Raw genomic sequence first — 21,783 nt, forward strand, 5'->3', positions numbered from 1 at the left:
AAAGTGTCAGTTTTTATAAGAATCAAGCGTATTGCTCCACCCAATTCTCCATTTCATACCGCTCCTGTTCATTCAATAACTCTAACTGCTTATTAAATCTCTTCTTTGAAAAGCGATACAGCATTAAGTCATGTTGATTGTACGTTTCAATTACCTTTATTAGTTTTGGGTCGACCTTGCTTAAATGCGGACGATTTTTGGTGACATTTTGTTTTGTAAATTCACGAAAATTCCAACCATACATTCTTTGCATCATATAGAGTGACTCCAAGTAATAATCGATAACCCCGACAAACGAAAAATATTTCTTCAAGTTTTTCTTCGCTTGATGAAAAGCATCAGGACTGCCACCTGCTAAATATCGTGTTGATAAATTGACAGTTCGATAGCGAATATTCGCTAAATCTTGCTTCGTTTTAGAGCGTTTATTTTCAACTGACTCATCTTGAATCCAACCAACAAATTGCTCTAAGCTCATCTTCTTAACCTTTGAATAGAGTGGATCACGTTCATACTGCCTAATATAGTAATACGTTGAGATTACCCGATCAACAGGGTGTCTTAGCATCGTTATATATGTTGCAGGTTCATTTAACTTTCTAAAATATCTATTGTGCCACACATGAATCTGTTCTTCTTGTTGTTCGAAAAGGTGCCACATGGTCTTTCCACCTGTTTTAGGTATGTGAATGTATATAAATGGGTTTGTTTCATTTAAAGGCCTTTGATCAAATTCAATCATACTTTTCCCTCTTTTCTCTAAACCTTCTTACTTTAATATAAGTTAAGAGAGCAAAAACGGTATAGACATTTAGTAGAGTTCTCAGTAAAACAGGCAAGAAAGATAGTTAAACCCTTCACTAACCTACAGCAAAACTATAAGTTCTACATATTATAGTATGTAGAAAGTGAGGGAATCAGATGAGCAAACATATACACTGGCAAAAGCATTTGATTAATCAGGCTCAACGCGAGAAATTAATGGGGCATAAGAGCTTAGTCATATGGCTTACAGGGTTATCAGGCTCTGGTAAATCTACTATTGGAAACCATGTTGAACAACAGCTTTATCAAGAAGGGATTCATTCCTTTCTATTAGATGGTGATGATATGAGACAAGGGATTAATAAAGATTTAGGATTTAAACGAGAAGACCGCACAGAAAATACCCGAAGAATCGCTGAAATAGCTACTGTTTTAAATCAGGCGGGTATTATAGCAATTGTTAGCACCATTTCTCCTTTTAAAGAAGACAGAGAAATGGCTAAAAATATAATATCTAAAGATTATTACTCGGAAGTTTATATTAAATGTTCACTAGAAGAATGTGAAAGGCGTGATCCTAAAGGGTTGTACCAAAAAGCTAAATCAGGTGAAATTAAGCAATTCACAGGTGTTAGTCAACCCTATCAAGAGCCGGAAGATCCCGATTTGATATTAGACACGACGTATTTATCAGTACAGAAATCGAGTCATCACCTGACCAATTATATTAAATCACAAATAGAGGGTGAGATAAGATGACTATTTCTCCACATGGTGGAAAATTAATTAATCTAATCGATTCGTCTGTTGAACTAAAGAGAATTGATAAAACGATTACGATTGATAAAATGGCCGCATCAGACCTTGAGTTATTGGCAACAGGTGCATATAGTCCACTTAATGGCTTTTTAAATCGTGATGATTATGAATCAGTCATTCACAATATGAGACTCGCTAATGGTTTAGTATGGTCTATACCAATCACTCTCCCCGTAACAAAAGAGATCGCTAAAACGATTAAAACAGGTGAGGTTATTAAATTAAATTATAATGGTAAAATCTACGGTACACTTAGAGTAAGTGACAAATATATCCCTGACAAAATACTAGAAGCCAAACTCGTCTATCAAACGACGGATTTAAATCACCCCGGCGTTAACAAACTGATCTCACGCGGAAGTGTGTATCTAGCTGGAGAAATTACAGTCACTCAGGACATAAAATCTCTGCACCCCTTTAAAACTGATCACCTAACACCAAGAGAAACACGTCAATTGTTTCAATCAAAAGGGTGGGATACCATTGTAGGCTTTCAAACGCGAAATCCCGTTCACCGAGCACATGAATATATTCAGAAAAGTGCCCTTGAAACGATTGATGGACTATTTCTTCACCCACTTGTTGGTGAAACAAAACAAGATGACCTACCTGCAGATGTCCGTATGGAAAGCTATCATGTATTACTAGAAAACTATTACCCTAAGAATCGTGTATCATTAGGAATATTCCCTGCTGCCATGCGTTATGCTGGACCGCGTGAGGCTATTTTCCATGCTCTAATAAGACGAAATTATGGTTGCACACATTTTATTATTGGAAGAGATCATGCTGGTGTTGGCAACTACTATGGTTCTTATGATGCACAGCATATTTTTAAGCAATTTGAGCGAAGTGAACTTGGAATTAAGCCTTTATTTTTTGAGCATGCGTTTTATTGTAAGCAGTGTCACACGATGGCAACAAAGAAAACTTGTCCTCACAATAAGTCTAAACACCTTCAATTATCTGGTACTAAAGTTCGCGAAATGTTAAAAAGCGGGGTTAAACCCCCGCAAGAAATCTCAAGATTAGAAGTAGCTCAATCATTAATTGATGGTTTATCCAAATAAATCCCACGATGTTGGTGTTCCTCTTTTAACATGACGGTTGACTCGTTTGCCGATTAAAGTATCATAATGCTTTGGTGCTAATCCGTAACCTGGTCGGATAATTCGCATATGATTGTGATCTAAAACTTCGCCTTTTTGTAAGTCTTCTGAAATGTAGACTGAACGGCGAAGTTTTTTAGATGATTGTTCTCTATTAGTTGGTCCGTAATGAATTGCACCTAATGATTGCCACGCGCGCTTCGTTTCATTCACTAACATTTTAAACTCATCTGGCTCTAATGAAAATTCAGCATCCACCCCTCCTTCTTCTCGTGATAACGTTAAATGCTTCTCAATGACTACTGCACCTAATGCCACACTCGAAACGGCAACTCCAACACCTAATGTATGATCAGATAACCCGATTTGACAGTTAAACAAGTCTTTCATATGAGGGATCGTATTAATATTTGTATTTTCAGGTGTTGCTGGATAAGTGCTCGTGCATTTTAATAAAATCAGCTGTTCACAACCTGCTCCTCTCGCAGTATCAACCGCTTCTTCAATTTCAGCGGCTGATGCCATACCTGTTGAAATAATCATCGGTTTGTTCGTTTGAGCAATTCTTTTAATTAATGGTAAGTCAGTGCATTCAAATGATGCCACTTTATAACAAGGCACATCTAATGACTCTAAAAAGTCAACCGCTGATTCATCAAATGGTGAACTAAAACCGATCATCCCTAACTCTCTACACTTTTTAAAAATTGCTTCATGCCATTCCCATGGTGTATAGGCCTCTTCATATAAATCATAAAGTGACCTTCCACCCCATAAGCTTTGGTCATCTTCAATGACAAAACCTTCTTCATCTACATTTAATGTCATCGTTTCTGCTGTATAGGTTTGTAGCTTAACTGCATCTACACCTGCTTCTTTTGCTTTTTCCACCATTTGTAACGCCCGCTCTAACGATTGATTATGATTACCTGAAAGCTCAGCAATGATCAGTGGAGGTTGATTAGCTCCAACTTCTCTGTTTTGAATCGTGATCGGCCTCATTATTCACACCTCACCCTTTAATTTAGTCCTTACTTGTTGCCATTCATCGTTAAATAAAGCCATCGGAATCACATCTAAGGCTTGATTATGCTTGATGATATGCTTGATGAATCGCCCTTCTTCAACGAAGCCTAATTTTTTATGATAGTGGAAGCTTCTAGTATTATTCTCAATGACTTCTGCTAACACTTTTTCTAATCCTTGTTTTAAAAAAATATAATCCAGCGCCAAAATCCCTAAAGCTGTACCAGTTTTATTCGGCGGATTTTTTTCGCCAATATAAAACCCCCAATAACATCGTTTAAACCTTTCATGAATATGGTTGAATTGAACTAAACCAAGTGGCGTTTCTTGATAGAATAAGAGTTTAACAATGGACTCGTTACTTCTTATCACATTTTCAAACCACTTTTCATGTTCTTCTTTTGTAATGAGGTGATCTGTATACATCATCTCTCTTACATGAGGTTGATTACGCCACGTTAACACTTGAAGTAAATACGGTTCTGTAAGGTTCTCTAATCGATAATTAGTGAGATCCACCTGCTTCACCTCCGTTCATCCACCTCGTTATCTCATTTAAATCAATAACACTAGAAAACAACTCGAATGCGTTACGGCTCATGTGATGAACGTTTTCTGGTAGTGAAATCAACTGGTCTATCATAGTTGTAATTTGGCTTGTCGTAACTGTTTCACTTGTACCGAGCGATTGGACGAACCCCAGCTTTTCTGCTGATTGAATGACACCCGTTTGGTTATTCGCTGTTTCAATGACTAATGCTGGCAACCCTAAATAAGCACGTTCATATGTTGTTGTACCTCCTGCGCCTATTGCTAGGTCTGCTTTAGCCATTAATTGAGAGATATAATCAATTGAAACGTGGCAAGTTATATTACTTCGTTTAGCGCACCACTCCTCAATCCAATGCTTAAAGGGATGATCTTGCCCGATGACAACATCAACTGTTACAGCATGTGATAACTGCTCGAGCGCTCTTAACACTTTTACTGACTCGCCTGTTTTATCGGAACCGCCGAAAGAAACTAGTAGTCTATTAACCGATTGACGTATTTTCACACTCTTTCTTGCCTCAATAAATTCTGGCCTTAACAGTAGGAATTTCAACCCTAGTAATTTAACTGCGTCTTTTGGAACTAATGATTCATAATGAAGGTGGTGGTTCGAGCCTATTTGATAATCGAGTAAAAGGTCACAATCATGTTCACGATCAGCTAAATCGTCAATCACCATTATTCGCTCTGTATAGGGGCGTAATACTTTTTCCCATTTTGAATCTAAGCTGTAATGGTCGACTATTAACCAATCGACTAGTTCTTTTTCGATCAGTCGTTTAGTCTGATTGGCATCTTCAAACAAATCATAGGATGGTGTAATCGATTGACATTGAAAACCATACCCCTTTATTAGATCGATTAAATGACCTCGTAAACAACTACAAATAAAGGTAACGCTTGCGCCTTGCTTCTTTAAATGCTCAGCCAAAGTTAAAGAGCGCATGACATGACCTGTGCCAATTTGCCTTGATGCATCTGTTCTAAAGACAACATTCATTTTAATCATTCCTTTTTTTGTTCAATATGGCTGTTAATGAGGAGCCAGTGAGGATTTTCGTTTAATACTCCAACTACATCGTTTAACGTAAAATGAGATTTCTCTGCTGCAAGTACATGGATTATTCGCTTGATTAACTCAAAATCCTCAGCTGTATCAACAGTTAAGCGTAGATGACTCTGATCTTCACTTCTCACAACTTGATCGATATTAAATTGATTGCTCTTATTTATCATATAAGGTGTGACGTGTTCTCTCTCTCGCATGGCCTTTGCGTGAATATATGCAAGTCTTAAAGCCTTTATTGTAAAGATTTCAACATCCATTCCACGAGGGTAGGTGCGATCAATCGTATTCGATACATAATCATACGTTTTATTAGTTAAAAAATGCCCAATAATCGAATCGACTACTGTCGGGTCAATCAATGGGCAATCAGATGTTAAACGTACGATTGCATCTGCTTGAAAGGTGTTAGCTGCTTCATAATACCGTGACAATACGTCTGTTTCTGAGCCTCTAAAATAATCCATGTTATATTCGTTACAAAACGTTACAATCGCATCATCTTCTAATAAATCCGTTGTCGCAACAACCATTGTGTCAATTAACTTCGCCCTTTTCATTTGTTTTAATTGATAAGCTAGTAAGGGCTTTCCTAATACTGGCTTCAATACTTTACCTGGTAGTCTAGTTGAACCCATTCGTGCTTGAATGATCGCTACTATTTTCATGAAGCATCATCTTTTTGGTAGTAATCGATAACTTTATAAACCGCTTTAACCACATCATCAACATCAGCCTCTGTCATACTCGGAAATAATGGTAATGTAATAAACGATTCGTACAAACTCTCAGCGACTGGACACAAACCTTTTAAGTAGCCGAGATGTTTATAGTAAGGGTGGTAGTAAACAGGAATGTAATGAACATTAACGCCAATATTCTCAGATTGGAGCGCTTTATAAATCATTTTGCGGTCTGTTGTTAATTGAGATTGAGCTAGGTGAATGACATACAAATGCCAACTTGATTGTGCTTCTTCGTGAACAAAAGGAGTTGTAATCGCTTGAATAGATTTAAACGCTTCATCATATCTAGATACCAAGTGCTTTCGCTTTTTTATAAACTGATTGAGCCGCTTTATTTGACTAATGCCTAACGCTGCTTGGAGGTCAGTCATGCGATAATTAAACCCTAAATGATGCATTTCGTAATACCAAGGACCACCTTGATTCATAAGCTTACTTTCTTCACGTGTGATTCCATGGGTCCGAAATTGAATAAGCTTCTCATAATACTTAAAACTATTCGTTGTTATGATGCCTCCTTCACCTGTTGTCATTTGCTTAACTGGATGAAAGCTAAACATCGTCATATCACTAATAGAACCAATATGCTTATTCTTATACTTAGCACCAATCGCGTGAGCGGCATCTTCAATAATCGTTAAATTATAGCGTTCAGCTAATCCTGTTAAGGCATCATAATCACAAGGCTGGCCTGCAAAGTCTACTGGAATAATTGCTTTTGTTTTGGGTGTGATTTGTTTTTCGGCGGCTTTGGGGTCGATATTGTATGTCTTTTCATCAACATCACTAAACACTACATTCGCCCCTTGATAACGTGGTGCATTCGCACTTGTAACAAATGTGAGTGGCGTTGTTATTACTTCATCACCTTCATTAATTCCAGCTGCAAAACAAGCCGCATGTAAAGCAGCTGTTCCATTTGTAAATGAAACAGCATACTTAGCTCCGACATAACTAGCAATCGCCTTTTCAAACTGTTCGATTTTGGGCCCTGTCGTTAAAAAATCGCTTTTTAATACGTCTGTTACTGCTCGAATGTCATCATCATGAATAGCTTGCCGACCATAAGGTAAAAATTCTCTTCTGACAGGAGTACCCCCGTGAATAGCTAATTTTGGCTTCATGATGAACCACCTAATAAATCTGTCGTTTGAACCCATTCTTCTGTTCGTTTAATGCCTTCTTCTAAGGATACAGTTGGCTCCCAGTTTAGAAGTGATTTTGCCCGATTATAATTACACGTTAGCTTATTGATTTCACTTTGTGGGTGAATGTGTTTGACATGCTTAATTTGATTTTGATCGTCTACAATCATCTTGGCTAAATCATTAATCGTGATATCCTCACCTAAACCTGCATTTAAAATCTCTCCATTTACGCGGTCTGATAATCCTGCTTCAACAACGAAATGAGCACAGTCCTCAACATATAATAAATCACGCGTTTGGGTACCATCACCATATATTTCAACGGGGTTTCCATCTAGTTTATTTTTAATAAAAATCGCAACAACTCCGCCTTCTCCACCTGTTTTCTGAAATGGTCCGTACGTATTAAAAGGTCTTAAGACGACGGTTGGTAATCCATAGGCGTGGTAATACGATAACACCATATTTTCAGCGGCAATTTTACTTCCTGCATAGGGTGAAGCCGGTTTAACCGGGTCTGTTTCTGTAATTCCTGCTTCAGAACTAGCACGCTCATATACCATACACGTACTCATAAATACCATTTTCACTTGATTTTTTAAGCAAAGTTGTAGTAAATGAAATGTTCCAACCGTATCATTCATAAAGGTCGCCATAGGGTCATCAATACTGTCTTGAACATTAATACTCGCCGCTAAGTGATAACAAATGTCAAAGTCTGATGAAGAAAATAAATCCTCCAAAGTTTTTAAATGCTTAATATCACCTTGGGTCATACCCATAAAAGTTTCATACTTCATTAAATCTTCAAGGTTTTCAGGCCGACCATTCGATAAATCATCAAGCACCCAGACACGATTCCCTTGTTCAAGCAATCGTTTTACAACCCAACGCCCGATAAAGCCAGCCCCTCCTGTCACTAATAGATTCATATAAACTTCCTCCTTTAACTCTTAAGATATTCGACTGATTAATTCGCTTAATCGCTCACCCGATAAAATGTGCTGGTTCGGATACGCTACTTTAATAAATTGTTGCCTGCTATCATTTAATTCTTTCTGCTTCACACGATTACTAAAATATTCAACGACTAATTCTCCTAGCTTTTCAGGGTCTGATTGGACTAAATCCCCAAGCTGATCATAGTAACCGGTGTATCCTGGAAACGATTTATTTAAAATAAAAACAGGCCTATTATTCAGCATAGATTCTAGTGCAATTGTTGAAGAATAAGTGACGACCGCATCAGCATGGTGTATCGCATCATATAAGTGGATCCCTTTAGTCGATTTAATAAATGGAAATTCCTTTTGTAATAGATGACTCTTCTTATTAGGGAAATCTCTTAAAATCAGATTAAATTGACCTGATTGGCTAATGACTTTGATAAACTTACGCCATTCATCTAATTGACTATTGCTTCTTACGCCAATCAGTATGGTTTTCTTATGACGATCAAGCTTTAATTTCCTTTGAAACTTAATTTGAGATATTGTTTTGCGGTTTCCTACTTCATCAAATCTTGGATGCCCGATCATTTTAAGCCCTGAAGCTTGAACTCCTTTTTGCTGATACCAATCCTTTTCAAAAGAACCATAGATCGCATCAATGTCAGCAATCTTAGGTAAGTAACCAAATTCACCTGAAATAATCCCATGCTGCATACATATAGTCGGTATCCCGAATTGAGCCGCCACAAGCACTAAGGTGCGTGTTTCAGGATAGTGTGTTGATGGAACAATTACACATGAAGTTTTAACATTGGCAAATAATTTGTGGGATTCTTCTATTCTATAAATTATCTTTTTAATTTGAGCGTTTAAGGTTGATTGAAAAGTCGAATTAAATAATGGATGACCTTGGTGATGGTTGATGATTCTTTTCACCTTATTAAGACACTTGTCGATTGATTTAGAATCAGTCGATGCTTCTTCATGAAATTCATCAAAATAAACAATTGGAATATTTTTCGGTTTAGTGTTCTTTTTATACGAACGTTCTTGTAGCATGAGTGTCTTGTTTGGATTGAACTGAGAATTAAGCGTACTAGAAGGAAAGCGAAGTAAGTTATACACATCGTGCAATATGACCTTTCCATCAGAGTTAGGTTTTATTTCAAGAGCACGATGCTTTTTCACAAATTGATTAAATCTCTTTTGTACTTCAAGTCCAGTTTTTAAGGGATGATTTAATTGATTAGAGAATGATGGCTTTGATAGTTTTGCTTGTAAAGTGTCGTTTTTACGAATTAAACTTCGGAAATGACAGAGATAGGCCAATGAATAGCCTTTATATTTAACATTCTTAAATAATTCCAAGAAGTCAAGATAAAGTGTCCAATAGTGTTGTTCATACAGGTGTTTGTCCATTTTCTCATCACCCTTTCAACAAATTCTCTTCTTGTAATAATTGAATAATCTCTTCTTTTGAAATTGGTGTTGGTTGATTTGAATCATATGTGCCTGGCGTAACACGGGGACTAGTGGACTGTGCTGGCCCATTAATACTAAACATATCACCTAAGTCATAGGCTTTAAGTGACTCATCATAAGTCATTAATTCTTCATATCGTTTTTCACCTGGACGTAAACCCATTTCGACTATTTGAATATCATGATGATTTAGCCCATACTGTTCACACGTTCTATTAATGACGACGTTGGCTAGATCTTTTAGTTTAATTACAGGCATTTTCAACACGAAAACCTCGCCACCTTGTGACCTTGTAATTGCTTTAATCATCAAGGTCACTGCCTGATCTGGAGTCATCATAAACCGAGTCATTTCAAGGTCTGTTACAGTAATGGAGCTCTGTGTTGTAATTTGTTTTTGAAATAGCGGAATGACTGAACCACGCGAACCCATGACATTACCAAACCTGACGACTGCAATAGTAGGTGTGTGCTCACCTTGCTCAGTTGCTTGAATCATCCGCTCAGCCATCAATTTTGTCGCGCCATAAGTATTTGTCGGTGATACAGCTTTGTCAGAACTGGATAACAAAACTTTATTCACTTGTTGCTCACCGGCCGCCTGGATCACGTTATACGTTCCTTTCACATTCGTTTGTACCGCTTCATAAGGGTGATTTTCACAGGCTGGCACATGCTTCATAGCCGCCAAATGGAAAACAAAATCCATATCAGCCATCGCATTATAAAGACTCACATAATTACGGACATCACCAATGATATATTGAAGATTCCCATAGTCCTTTAACTCATTATATTGAACATATTGTTTATACTCATCGCGACTATACACTCGTATTAATGCTGGTTTTTCATTTAATAGCTTTTTAATCAGATGCTTCCCTATAGCACCTGTTCCTCCTGTTATTAATATTTTTTTACCTGTAAACGACATGTCGCTCCCTCTTTCCTTAGTCTTACATCATTGAATCTAGTCGCTAATAACGACATAAGAGTTCAATATATTACATTATTATTATCATTTAATAGATTTCGTATGGACGTGAGTAAGTGGATTTAAAGAATATGTGGAAGACTAGGTGGAGGAAAGCTGTTACGCCATATTCGCTCATTACAACACAACAACTCATTATTTTTTAACAAAGCTTCTCAAAATGTTCTTTTTAACAATTTCACTAGTTCGTTTAATGATGAAGCAGATGATGAAAAATAATGATCTTTTATATAGTCTTGCCTTACTTGGTCCGCTTCAGCTTTTAATCCATCTTGAAAAAATGAGATGACGTGATTCGCTATTTTGCCTGCTTCTTCATAAAAGAACGCCCCGATTGACTCGAAAGTTCTAACTGGGATTAACTGTTCACTTTTCCAGATAAAAACGGGTTTATTAAAAAGCATAGCCTCTAGGACAACGGTCGATTCATAACTAATCACACAGTCAGACCTCGCGATGAGTTCATGTAAATGTGCTTTATTATTAATGACGATATGCTTTGAAGGCCTAATTTCCTTTCTTAGCTTTTTTAAGCTTGTGCGTGGTTTTAAAATCAAATCATACCCTTGACGTTCTAATTTGTTTATGATTGTTCGTGTTTGTTCAAATTGCTCATGATGACATATGAGTAATATGATCGGCTGTTTACGCTTCGGGTTTTGGCTTCTTTTAGAGCGTTTCATATTCATAATAGGATCAAACCGTGGATGACCTAATGGATGGACTGTTGATGGGTTAACTCCATATTGTTTATACAAATCTTGCTCATAAGAACTATAAACGACTAAGTGATCAGCTACTTTCGGTAAATAGCCTAAAGGAGAAGCAATAATTCCATGTTGCAAACAAACCGTAGGAATTCCATTTCGTCTAGCTACATAAGTTAACACACGACTTTTCAGTTCATTCGTCGTGCCAATAACTAATGCTTTCATAGGATTCTGTTCAATTAATTTCATTGCAGCTATTAAACTAGCTATAATCATGGGTATTTCATTTAAAAAGTATTTTTGAAAAGCCGGGTCTCCTAAAATTGGGTGATGTTCTATACTCTTAAACATGACCTTAGCTTGTTCTTGATATCGTTTTGCGTGAATTGATTTTATATATGATTCTTTTACTAATGTCTTTTTGGATAACCAGATTATTTCACCTTGTTCAAATTGACGCACTATTTGCTTTTTAGGTAGACGAAGTAAATGGTCATAAAAACCAATTGGTAGAGAGCTTTTTGGTTTACTGTTACTGATCATACGAGGCTCATTTAATACGAATTCCTTTTGTAAATTAATATATTGTGTTGCTGAATTTTCCTTAAAATAATTGATCACGCGATGATTTGAGGTTGTGTTTCTGAAATAATGACTGAACAAGGCAATCGGATACCCGTGATATTGCAATGACTTAAATTGCTTTAGAAATGTTATATAGGTGAACCAATAATTTCGTTCGTCAATAGCCATGTACTTCACCCTTCTAGCCAAACCTCAAAAACATCACGACCAAGCATTGTTATACCTATTTTTGATTGATGACCTTCAATAGAGTCCAATTGCCTAAAGAACTTCCGAATATCTTGGTCTGTTAAACGTGTGAATCGTTCACGGGCTTTTTTACTGCGTTTAATTGGATTAGGTTGAAAAGTGTTAGTAGGATGTGATTCGACATCAAGTTGCTTCATCGCGTCAATGATTTGTTCATAGGCAGGTGTTTTCCATCCTGAAATATAATGCGTTAAGACGTTATGCTGTTTACGTGTCTTTTCGTGAGTACTATAGCCATTATGAATTGAGTCTATAATGTCATCTGTTGTTATAGCTTTATAGCTAAATTGATTAGGAAGGAAAACATCGTAACGCTCATCTTCAATAGGCATATAAGAAATTACAGGCTTTTCTAGTAAATAGGCTTCGATTCCTGTCGTACACCCATTGTGGATGACTAATTCTGATGCTAAAATCCAATCCACTACATTTCCAAATGGAGCAACGACAACATTTGAATAGCTTGAAAACCTTTTCCGATACGCGTTATAGTTTTCATTTGGATGAGGTCTAACGACAATTGTTTTAGAGGGATTCTTATGACTTAACTCACCAATTAATTCTATAAAATGTTGAAACAGTTTTTTCATGTAAGGATACTGTTCATGTTGTGGATTTTTTTTACGTTTGTTCCGAGAATTAAAAATCGCAAACCGAGTATTGACTAAAATATAATCGCCGTATGACTGTTTCAAGTTTTCGACACGGTCGTTATAAAGCGGGCGATACTTCTTTTTAAGTAGGTCAAAGCGTGGATTACCAGTTAATAAACATTTTTCCATTAAAGATGGCGCCAAATCAGTGATCACACCTTTTTGAAAAGCACCCCAACAATAGATCTCATCAAGCTTTTTTGAAAGTGAAGGACTCATCCGCTCCTGAATATATAACTTCGGATTATTAATAATTAACCCTTCTTCATCTAACTCTACAAGCTTATTACCCGCCTCTTTCATCTTTTTAATAACACGCGACTTATAGCGTTCTGGATAACCCTTGGTTAAATAAATTCCACACGGCATAGCTGTTGCTGCTTGCTCAACTGCAATTTGTTCACCAACGACAACCCGAAAACCTTCCCGTGCCGCATGATAAGCCAGTAACAATTTCGCATCTAACTCCCGTACCCTCACCTCAACTGGTAAGTATAAATACTTCATTCAAACCTCGCCTTTCTTGGATTTTATATAATATATGAATCTATTAAATGATGTGACAAGAAAAAGTGTGATTGGAATGAGTTGAAGAGGGTCCTTGATACGCGTTTGCCTATAACCTTTTCCTAAACTATCAACACGATCATCAAGATAAAAGCTTCCTAGACTTGATAAAAATCAAACCAAATGAACTGATCAAAGCTTATGTCAAATGAATCTTACTGAGAGTTCATCCGACATTAACTCTAGTCTGTCCGACAATTATGAGTGCTCATCCGTCATTAACTCCGGTCCGTCCGACAATTATAAGGGCGCGTCCGACATTAACCCGGGTCCATCCGACAATTATGAGTGCTCATCCGACATTAACTCCGGTCCGTCCGACAATTATGTGCGCTCATCCGACATTAAACTCTAGTCTGTCCGACAATTATGAGTGCTCATCCGACATTAACTCTAGTCCGTCCGACAATTATAAGGGCGCGTCCGACATTAACCCGGGTCCATCCAACAATTATGAGTGCTCATCCGACATTAACTCTAGTCTGTCCGACAATTATGAGTGCTCATCCGACAATTATTCACCCGATAAGAAATAATAAACCCCCAAGCTTCCACTAGCTTGAGGGTTTATCTACTATTCACTTAATGCACTAACGATCGCTTCTAAATTGTGTTCCATCATCCCGATATAATTACTTGCATCACCTTCTTCGGCTACTGCATCAGTATAGATCGTCATATCATAAATAGGAACACCTGAATCAGAAGAGACAGCTTCCATATGGACAGGGTTAAGCGTTGTTTCTAAGAAGACATACGGAATACCTCGCTCACCTAGAAGGTCAACTATACGAGCGATTTGTTGTGGTGTACCTTCTTCATGAGAGTTCAGTTCCCAAATACCATCAGTTTCAAAGTCGTAAGCTGCTCCAAAGTAAATAAACGCATCTTCACTTAAAAGAATGAAACGATTTTCCTCTGGCACTTGTTCCACGCTTTCTTTAATCTTCTCATCTAATTCAGTTAATTGCTGTTTATAGTTATCAGCATTTTCTTGATAAACTTCTTCACCATTTGGGTCCATTTCAATTAATCTATCTAAAATGTTATCGACAAATGTGTGGACTTTATTCGGATCTAACCATGCGTGTGGATCATCTGTTTCCCCATCTGATAATTGAATCGGATCTAACCCCTCTGACACTTCAAAAACAGGAGTATCAGTTACGTTATCCATTAATGATTCTAACCATTCTTCTAAACCTAAACCATTCACGAAGAAGACATCAGAATCCGTCACTTTTTGAAAATCACTTGGTACGGGCTCATGTTCGTGAGGTTCTTCGCCAATTGGTACGATATAATCAACATGAGCACGATCACCTGCAATTTCTTCTACAATATCGGCGATGACAGAAAAGCTTGCTGTTAGTTGAAGCTCTCTATCCGCTTCAGTTTCAGGAGCATCTTCTTGTTCTGATGTGCATCCGATTAAGAAAATAATGGATAATGCAGCCACACTCACCATGTTGAATATTTTATTGTTAAACACTGTTCGTTCCCTCCTAATTTACATAATTTTATATTTAAGCCTTACTAGTCGACATTCTTCTAAACCATCGAACGAACACGCCTTGCTTTGGCGAGAATAAAAAGGCTAATGTAAATAACAATGATGCGACAATTACAATCGAAGCACCTGTTGCAACGTCATAAATATATGAGTAAAAGACACCAACGACAGCTGAAATGACACCAAAAGCAGCTGATAACGTCAACATGATTGGTAGGCGGTCAGTTAGTAAATATGCTGTTGCACCCGGTGTAATCAGCATCGCGACGACTAAGATCACACCTACTGTATTCAATGATGCTACTGTCACAAGGGATAAAATGAACATTAGCATATAATGAATCAATCGCGTCGGCAAACCAATTGCCTTAGCCATAGTTGGATCAAATGTACTTAATAGCAGCTGCTTATAAAATACAAAGACCAGGATTAAAACACCAATTGTGATCCCTAATGTCATCCAAAGGTCTGAACGAGATACTGCTAAGACATTACCGAATAAAATGTGCCAAACATCAACACTCGTGCTACCAATCGTTGTAACCAATACAATCCCAACGGCAAATGTACCTGTTAATAAAATCCCGATCGCCGAGTCGTCTTTAATCCGACTGTTTTGTGAAATATAGCCTATTCCTAATGCAGTCAGCACACCGGTAATAACCGCACCGATAAAAAAGCTCGCCCCTAACATATAGGCAATGACAATACCTGGCAAAACAGCATGAGAGATCGCCTCTCCCATTAATGCCATCCCTCTTAAAATAATGAAGCATCCAACGACACCACAGACGATTCCTACTAAAATTCCTGCGATTAATGCGTTTTGTAAAAATGGATAGGTTAAAACCGCATCAATAAAATAATTTATATTTTGCATTATTTAACCACCACCATTTGACCCTCATCATGATCATCTTTATGAAGTGTTGCAATATTGCCATTGTACGCTTCACTGATCAGTTGTGGCTTAAATACTTCTTTTTGTTCACCAAAACCAACAAGACGCTGATTTAATAGCATTAAACTATCAAAATACTCTTCAACTTTACTTAAGTCGTGATGTACAACGAACAACGTCTTTCCTTCGTTTCGAATTTTCCTTAATAAATTGATGATGATTTGTTCTGATGACAAGTCGATCCCTGCAAACGGTTCATCTAAAAATAGAATATCCGCTTCTTGCGCTAACGCTCGCGCGATAAAGACCCGCTGCTGTTGACCACCAGATAATTCACCAATTTGGCGTCTATGAAAATCTTGCATTCCCACTTGTTCTAAACAATCAAGCGCTTTTTCACGATCTTTTTTGCTCGGTCTACTCCACCATTTCAAATGCGGGTAACGCCCCATCACGACAACATCTTCCACTAAAATAGGAAAATCAAAATCGATCATACTTCGTTGAGGCACGTAGGCAATTTTCGGACGGACTTTAGCAACCGATTGGTCCATCACTTTTATATCACCTTGATTTTTCGGTACCATTCCCATAATAGCTTTAATTAATGTCGACTTACCAGCACCATTAGGCCCTATAATGCCGATCAGTTCCTGTTTGGGCGCTTCAAATGATATGTCATCTAACGCCAATTCGCCATGGTAAGAGACCGATAAATGATCTACTTTCACTGATGAAGTCAATTTAAAGCCTCCTTCATTACTTCGTTAAATTACTATACAAGCGTTCACAGCTTGCTCTATAGGCTTTTATAACATTTCTACCTACATATTTATTATTAATTGGTCTATAGTGTTCCAATTTTCCTTAAAGACAATCATTTGTATTCGCTCATGTTTTTTTACCTAGGGCAAATCTTTTATATATTATAATGCTTCGACTCCAAAAATGTCTACAATTTTGCGTTAATTTTTTTGAAAATATTTTGTGACACGAATGATTCTAATTGTACCGACTCCCTTTTATACATAAAGAGTATGTTACGATGTGGTTAACGGGAGGAATATATGGATTTATTAACTCGCTTTTTAACAGCTGTTGTTTCAGCTTTTGTGTTTTCTGTGATCATTTCGTTACTTTCTTCGGAATCAAGTGAATATTGGGTTATGTTTTTTTCCGTCATGTCATTTTCGTTACTGGTATATTTAACTGCAGGTATTTTATTTTCATACCTTGGTGATTATTTGATTGGAAAGGTTCCATTAAGGCAAAAGTGGGCAAAATATATCGTTGGCGTACTCGTTTACACAATCGGTGGGGTCAGTGTGAATATTTATTTACTCAATCAAACTCTTTTCTACGGCTTTTCTGACACTGCTGTTACCATGCTTTATTACGGAATTTTTGCAGCGGTCTTGTTTTGTCATATAAAGTTATTCGTTCGCTTTTTGCTTGTGAGGTTAGGGTTTTAAATGAAAAATCGTCGGACTAAAGTCCGACGATTTCTTTATAGACTTGTTATGTCATATAGCGCGGGGTCTAAGGTTAGGGTTTCACCTAATAGTTGCCTCGTGATCTCTGCTCCTAGAAAGGGACCACTTGTTATGCCCGATGCGCCAAGACCGTTTGCGATATATAAGTGAGGAGCGTCTGGTAAAAATCCAAACACAGGCTGTTGCTTTTCAACTTGTGGCCTAAAGCCAACTCGTGTCTCAATTAAGTCGGCTTCTTCTAAACCAGGTGCAAATTTAAAGGCCACTTTCAAAATGTCAAAGACGCTTTTCACTTTTATGTTTGGCTTAAAGTCCTCATTCACTTCATGCTCAGCTCCAACGGCAATTCGCCCCTCATCAAAACCAACGATATACTTATTATTCGGTAGCATGACAACCGGCCATTCACCTGTCTTTTCGTGCGGCATGTTTAAATAAACGATTTGTGTTTTCGTGGATGTAACTGGAAAGCTTATACCGCAGTGCTTTAGTAATTCACAAGCCCAAGCACCATTAGTTACGATGATTTGCTCTGGTTCATAAAGATCTTCATTTACCGTCACTTTTTTCCCAGTTTGATTGAGTTTAGCATAGCCTTTAATAACCGTTGCGCCATAATATTCCGCTCCTTGAACGAGTGCGTGGCGAAGTGTTGCACCATTGACGCGACCACCTCCGCCAATTTCTACAGCCCCCATACGATCAGACATGACCGGTACAGCTTGTGCAACTTGTTTATCTGTCAGCTGTGTCACTTCACCAACCTCAGGTGATGCCTCACGACGGGCCTGGACATCTTCTAGCATTTTCTTTAATTTCTCATCACTTTTATGTAAATGAAGCGAACCTACCCTGGCATAACTGGTATTCGTCATACCAATTTCTTTAAGCTGTTCGATTAATTTCGGATAGTAAGCTGCTCCATTTTTAATGACTTCATATAGCTTTTCATGACGTTTTTGCGAAAGCCACGGACTAATAATACCAGCTGCTGCACGCGTCGCTTCACCTTGATTTTCATGATCAATTAATGTCACATCTTGCCCAGCTTTTGCTAAATGAAAAGCCGTTGATGCACCTAAAATGCCAGCTCCAATTATGAGATATTGTGCCAAAATCATTCTCCTTTAGTTTTCACATGCTTCATTCCTTTAACCGAGATCAATTAATGTATGCGAAAAACTTAGTGTTTAAAGACTGACCTAAGTTTCACATCACTGATCTGTCTTCATATTGTAGCAGTTTGTGCTCAATTCGAGAAGGCGAATTATTACCGGTTATGTTATCATGAAATTACTTTAAACACTCACCCCGAAAGGAACTTACATATGGAAGAGATGCAAGATTACGGACGGCTTCGTGACAATAAGCCGTTTATTTTTGTTTGGATCGCTGGGTTATGTGCTATGCTTGGCTTTGCGATGCTATTTTTAACAACATCGTGGTATGTAATTGATGAGTTAGAACGTCCAGCTTTAGTCGGACTTGTTTTAGTCATGATTACTGTACCACGTGTCATAATGATGATCTTTGGTGGTGTAGTTGCAGATCGAATAAAAAAATCTAAAATTATGTTTTCGACCAATTTATTGCAAACCATCCTTATTTCAGTGATGGCTTATTTAGTAACACAAGACCAATTAGGCGTTATGGCACTAATTGTGATCACATTTTTATTTGGTTTTTTTGATGCGTTTTTCTACCCCGCTGTGACAGCACTGATCCCTATATTAGTGGGAAGAGGTAATATACAACGAGCCAATTCTTTATTTCACGGATCTATTGAGCTTATGTTTATGTTCGGACCTGTAATTGCTGGTGCATTACTTACCATATCCACTTTTGGCGTAACAATTACAGTAGCAGCATGTTTTGTTGCATTATCAGTTATCTTTGTTCACCCGAAGTTAATAAAAGATGATCAGCTTGAAAAAGAAACTAAATTGAATAAAATTAAAGATGATTTCGTCTTAGGGATCCGCTACATTAGGCAATCCCCGATCATATCATCGGGTATTATTACGATCAGTTTGGTTAACTTATTCGTAATTGGTCCTATTATTATTAGCTTTCCGTTAATAGTTGATGCATTAGAAGGAACAGCTTTTCACTTAAGCCTTTTAGAAGTTGGGCTATCTGTTGGTACATTTACGGGTAGTATCATCGTTTATAAAATCTCTGCTAACAAACGGCGCGGTAAGATTATCGTGCTGACACTAATTGTAACGATGATTGGCTTTTTCATCTTCAGCCGAATGGAATTGTTGCCCGCTTTAATGATTTTAGCCGCTGTTGTCGGCTTTAGTGCGATGATTGTTTATCTACAAATGCTTACTGTTATTCAAGAGCATACGCCCCATGACCGGCAAGGGCGTGTCATGAGTATTGCAACAGTTGCCTCAGAAGGATTCGCGCCTGTTGCATTTGCGATCGTGTCTTTATTGGTCGGCATCGGACTCACGATTCATAACGTATTAGCTTGGGTTGCTGTATGTGGTCTAATATGTAGTATTTGGCTAGCACTCAAAGCCAAGGCGCTCATGCAAGCACAATAATACACGCCAGTTTTTACAGAACATAGACCTCCTCATTCAGCAAAAAATAAGCTTTGAGGAGGTCAAGCTTTATGGATTATATGAAGGGATACCGACTAGAGCCGAATGAACAGGGCTATACGATCATTTTTTATTTAGATGAACACTATAACGAGTTTTCTAATGAAATTACTCCAATTAAATACCCTTCAGATCGAAAACTTAAAAACTTTCGGCAATATGTCATTGACAATTTTTCGCATTTAAATATTAGAAAAGTCAAAGTGATGATTGGGCCTGCACTTGTTATGTCTTTTGCTTTAGCATTACGCCCCGATCACGGCCCATCAGAAGCTGCCTCTCAAAAACGATCTACTCATGCCGAATTCCAGGAAGTTGATCCATAACCGACTCAATCATCATCAACTGGTGGTAAAGTTCTCTTGGTTGATTGGAGAAAGCTTTCGCACATTAAGTATAAAAGGCGAACGTGACATTATTAGTCGTCGTTCGCCTTTTATGATGTGCACTTTTTATCGGATGAATACCGTTTCACCGGATGAAATGTAGCGACCACCGGACAAAGTGGCGTTATCACCAGATGAGCTCTCCTTTTCACCGGACAGAGTGGCGTTATTGTCGGATGAGCGCTCATAATTGTCGGACAAATCAGAGTTATTGCCGGATGAGCACCAATAATTGCCGGACGAAGCAGAGTTAGTGTCGGACGAGCGCTCATAATTGTCGAACAAAACAGAGTTATTGCCGGATGAGCACCAATAATTGTCGGACGAAAAAGAGCTATCCCACCTATGTAAAAACAAGAATTACCTCCCCGCCTACCGTCCTGCGAGGAGGTTACTTTGGAATAGGAGATTGCTTTTACCACTAAATGACTCTCACCGCTAAGAGTCTAAACCACCAAATTACCCACGCAACACTTCTTCAAGCTTTGCTTTTGTATTAGGACCATAAATTCCATCGACTTCATGCGAGATGTGAACACTTTGAAACCGTCTAATCGCATCTTCTGTTCTTGGTCCGTAAATTCCATCGATAGAACCAGGTCTAAACCGTACACTGTCTAACGCCTTTTGGATTTGCCTTACCGCTTCACCACGGTCACCACGTCTATAAATACCGCTTGGAAGTTCACTGCTGTTACTGATCACTTCTTCTAACGCTTGACGTGTTTCAGGCCCTACAATACCGTCTACCTGAATGCCAGCACTTCTTTGGAATGAACGCACCGCCGATTCTGTTTCATCACCAAAAATTCCATCAGCACCGTGTCTTGGTAACCTTTCACCCGCTTCACGCAGATCGTTTTGTAGCTGCTCGACTTCACTTCCTGAATCGCCATTTTGAAGGAGATAATGACTAGAGCCTGATGAGTCAGATCCTCCACTAGAGCTTGAACTATTGTTTCCTAACCTTGCACGTACGCGGTCCATATCTATTCCTGGGCACCCTGTCCTTGCACCTGAAAACTCATTGTGTCCAAGCACTTGACTAACATTTAAACCGAACCGTCCTAAATTCTCATGTGCACGCTCTTCAAAGACGCGCTCTTGTTCATCGGTAAAATTACCATCCCCGACTAAACAAATATGATACGTCGTTCGGTTATGATCAGCAATTCCATTTGTAATCACATCTTCGTCATAGCACAGCTGAACCGTTCCATCACGCAAAATAATCTCGTGGTATCCTCCTGTTTGCCAGCCACGATTTTTCCAATGGCGTTCGAACGTCCACACATCTCCTCCTTCTGATGCGCTATGATGTCTTGCGATATGCCTAATTTTATTTCGCCGTCGATTACCACCCATCGTTTGACCACGTAAATCTTCAATGTCTGGCACAGAAACCCTCCTTACATCAAAGCCCCCAATAAGAGCTTTAGTTAATCTATACCCGT

Annotated in this window: 21 protein-coding genes; 5 read left to right on the forward strand and 16 right to left on the reverse strand. The window is 38.1% G+C overall.

Going from position 1 to position 21,783, the window contains the following annotated elements:
* Nucleotides 1-22 precede the first annotated feature (22 nt).
* Nucleotides 23-742, reverse strand: a complete 720-nt coding sequence (locus ABDZ63_RS03060; protein ID WP_343781689.1) for a sulfotransferase family 2 domain-containing protein — start codon at nt 740-742, stop codon at nt 23-25.
* A gap of 179 nt (nt 743-921) precedes the next feature.
* Here ABDZ63_RS03060 and cysC point away from each other — a divergent pair, with 179 nt between their 5' ends.
* Together cysC and sat are read left to right on the forward strand one after the other, a co-directional pair.
* Nucleotides 922-1,524, forward strand: coding sequence for an adenylyl-sulfate kinase (cysC, locus tag ABDZ63_RS03065; protein WP_343781691.1), 603 nt, complete (start codon nt 922-924; stop codon nt 1,522-1,524).
* Nucleotides 1,521-2,654 carry a sulfate adenylyltransferase gene (sat, locus tag ABDZ63_RS03070; protein WP_343781692.1) on the forward strand — a complete coding sequence of 378 codons (1,134 nt, stop codon included), beginning with the start codon at nt 1,521-1,523 and terminating at the stop codon, nt 2,652-2,654. Before cysC ends, sat begins: the two co-directional genes overlap by 4 nt.
* Here sat and pseI read toward each other — a convergent pair.
* The 13 genes from pseI to ABDZ63_RS03135 all read right to left on the reverse strand — a co-directional run bounded on the left by pseI (nt 2,643) and on the right by ABDZ63_RS03135 (nt 16,578).
* Nucleotides 2,643-3,695, reverse strand: a complete 1,053-nt coding sequence (pseI, locus tag ABDZ63_RS03075) for a pseudaminic acid synthase (RefSeq protein ID WP_343781693.1) — start codon at nt 3,693-3,695, stop codon at nt 2,643-2,645. The two genes, sat and pseI, sit on opposite strands and share 12 nt — an antisense overlap.
* 3 nt (nt 3,696-3,698) lie before the next feature.
* Nucleotides 3,699-4,238 carry a UDP-4-amino-4,6-dideoxy-N-acetyl-beta-L-altrosamine N-acetyltransferase gene (pseH, locus tag ABDZ63_RS03080; protein WP_343781694.1) on the reverse strand — a complete coding sequence of 180 codons (540 nt, stop codon included), beginning with the start codon at nt 4,236-4,238 and terminating at the stop codon, nt 3,699-3,701.
* Complete coding sequence (pseG, locus tag ABDZ63_RS03085) at nt 4,225-5,271, reverse strand: UDP-2,4-diacetamido-2,4,6-trideoxy-beta-L-altropyranose hydrolase (protein ID WP_343781695.1); 1,047 nt, start codon at nt 5,269-5,271, stop codon at nt 4,225-4,227. The genes pseH and pseG overlap by 14 nt, the downstream gene beginning before the upstream one ends.
* A 5-nt stretch (nt 5,272-5,276) precedes the next feature.
* Nucleotides 5,277-6,005: a cytidylyltransferase domain-containing protein gene (locus ABDZ63_RS03090; RefSeq protein ID WP_343781696.1), complete on the reverse strand. Its 729-nt coding sequence runs from the start codon at nt 6,003-6,005 to the stop codon at nt 5,277-5,279.
* Nucleotides 6,002-7,210 carry a UDP-4-amino-4,6-dideoxy-N-acetyl-beta-L-altrosamine transaminase gene (pseC, locus tag ABDZ63_RS03095; protein WP_343781813.1) on the reverse strand — a complete coding sequence of 403 codons (1,209 nt, stop codon included), beginning with the start codon at nt 7,208-7,210 and terminating at the stop codon, nt 6,002-6,004. Before pseC ends, ABDZ63_RS03090 begins: the two co-directional genes overlap by 4 nt.
* Nucleotides 7,204-8,163 carry a dTDP-glucose 4,6-dehydratase gene (locus ABDZ63_RS03100; protein ID WP_343781698.1) on the reverse strand — a complete coding sequence of 320 codons (960 nt, stop codon included), beginning with the start codon at nt 8,161-8,163 and terminating at the stop codon, nt 7,204-7,206. Before ABDZ63_RS03100 ends, pseC begins: the two co-directional genes overlap by 7 nt.
* A gap of 21 nt (nt 8,164-8,184) precedes the next feature.
* Nucleotides 8,185-9,600 carry a glycosyltransferase family protein gene (locus ABDZ63_RS03105; RefSeq protein ID WP_343781700.1) on the reverse strand — a complete coding sequence of 472 codons (1,416 nt, stop codon included), beginning with the start codon at nt 9,598-9,600 and terminating at the stop codon, nt 8,185-8,187.
* Between the two features lie 7 nt (nt 9,601-9,607).
* The gene (locus ABDZ63_RS03110) at nt 9,608-10,597 is read right to left on the reverse strand and encodes a polysaccharide biosynthesis protein (protein ID WP_343781701.1); all 990 of its coding nucleotides are present in this window, start codon (nt 10,595-10,597) and stop codon (nt 9,608-9,610) included.
* Between the two features lie 215 nt (nt 10,598-10,812).
* Entirely contained in the window at nt 10,813-12,120 is a 1,308-nt protein-coding gene (locus tag ABDZ63_RS03115; protein ID WP_343781702.1) for a hypothetical protein, read from the reverse strand.
* A 5-nt stretch (nt 12,121-12,125) separates the two neighbouring features.
* Nucleotides 12,126-13,361: a surface carbohydrate biosynthesis protein gene (locus ABDZ63_RS03120; protein WP_343781704.1), complete on the reverse strand. Its 1,236-nt coding sequence runs from the start codon at nt 13,359-13,361 to the stop codon at nt 12,126-12,128.
* Nucleotides 13,362-13,995: 634 nt separating this feature from the next.
* Nucleotides 13,996-14,913, reverse strand: coding sequence for a metal ABC transporter solute-binding protein, Zn/Mn family (locus ABDZ63_RS03125; RefSeq protein WP_343781705.1), 918 nt, complete (start codon nt 14,911-14,913; stop codon nt 13,996-13,998).
* A 34-nt stretch (nt 14,914-14,947) separates the two neighbouring features.
* On the reverse strand, nt 14,948-15,814 hold the full coding sequence (locus ABDZ63_RS03130) for a metal ABC transporter permease (protein WP_343781707.1): 867 nt from the start codon (nt 15,812-15,814) through the stop codon (nt 14,948-14,950).
* Nucleotides 15,814-16,578, reverse strand: a complete 765-nt coding sequence (locus ABDZ63_RS03135; protein WP_343781709.1) for a metal ABC transporter ATP-binding protein — start codon at nt 16,576-16,578, stop codon at nt 15,814-15,816. Before ABDZ63_RS03135 ends, ABDZ63_RS03130 begins: the two co-directional genes overlap by 1 nt.
* Nucleotides 16,579-16,902: 324 nt before the next feature.
* On the opposite strand from ABDZ63_RS03135, the gene ABDZ63_RS03140 reads away from it, so the two are divergent.
* Nucleotides 16,903-17,307, forward strand: a complete 405-nt coding sequence (locus ABDZ63_RS03140; protein WP_343781711.1) for a hypothetical protein — start codon at nt 16,903-16,905, stop codon at nt 17,305-17,307.
* Between the two features lie 35 nt (nt 17,308-17,342).
* Here the strand turns inward: ABDZ63_RS03140 and ABDZ63_RS03145 are convergent, their stop codons facing one another.
* Nucleotides 17,343-18,443, reverse strand: a complete 1,101-nt coding sequence (locus ABDZ63_RS03145; protein WP_343781713.1) for an NAD(P)/FAD-dependent oxidoreductase — start codon at nt 18,441-18,443, stop codon at nt 17,343-17,345.
* Between the two features lie 213 nt (nt 18,444-18,656).
* On the opposite strand from ABDZ63_RS03145, the gene ABDZ63_RS03150 reads away from it, so the two are divergent.
* Together ABDZ63_RS03150 and ABDZ63_RS03155 are read left to right on the forward strand one after the other, a co-directional pair.
* A complete protein-coding gene (locus ABDZ63_RS03150) occupies nt 18,657-19,883 on the forward strand; it encodes an MFS transporter (RefSeq protein ID WP_343781714.1) in 1,227 nt (408 codons plus the stop codon).
* Between the two features lie 71 nt (nt 19,884-19,954).
* The gene (locus ABDZ63_RS03155) at nt 19,955-20,269 is read left to right on the forward strand and encodes a hypothetical protein (RefSeq protein WP_343781715.1); all 315 of its coding nucleotides are present in this window, start codon (nt 19,955-19,957) and stop codon (nt 20,267-20,269) included.
* Between the two features lie 519 nt (nt 20,270-20,788).
* Here ABDZ63_RS03155 and ABDZ63_RS03160 read toward each other — a convergent pair.
* On the reverse strand, nt 20,789-21,727 hold the full coding sequence (locus ABDZ63_RS03160) for a peptidoglycan recognition protein family protein (RefSeq protein ID WP_343781716.1): 939 nt from the start codon (nt 21,725-21,727) through the stop codon (nt 20,789-20,791).
* Nucleotides 21,728-21,783: the final 56 nt, after the last annotated feature.

This window comes from Alkalibacillus silvisoli, assembly GCF_039521975.1.
Lineage (GTDB): Bacteria > Bacillota > Bacilli > Bacillales > Alkalibacillaceae > Alkalibacillus > Alkalibacillus silvisoli.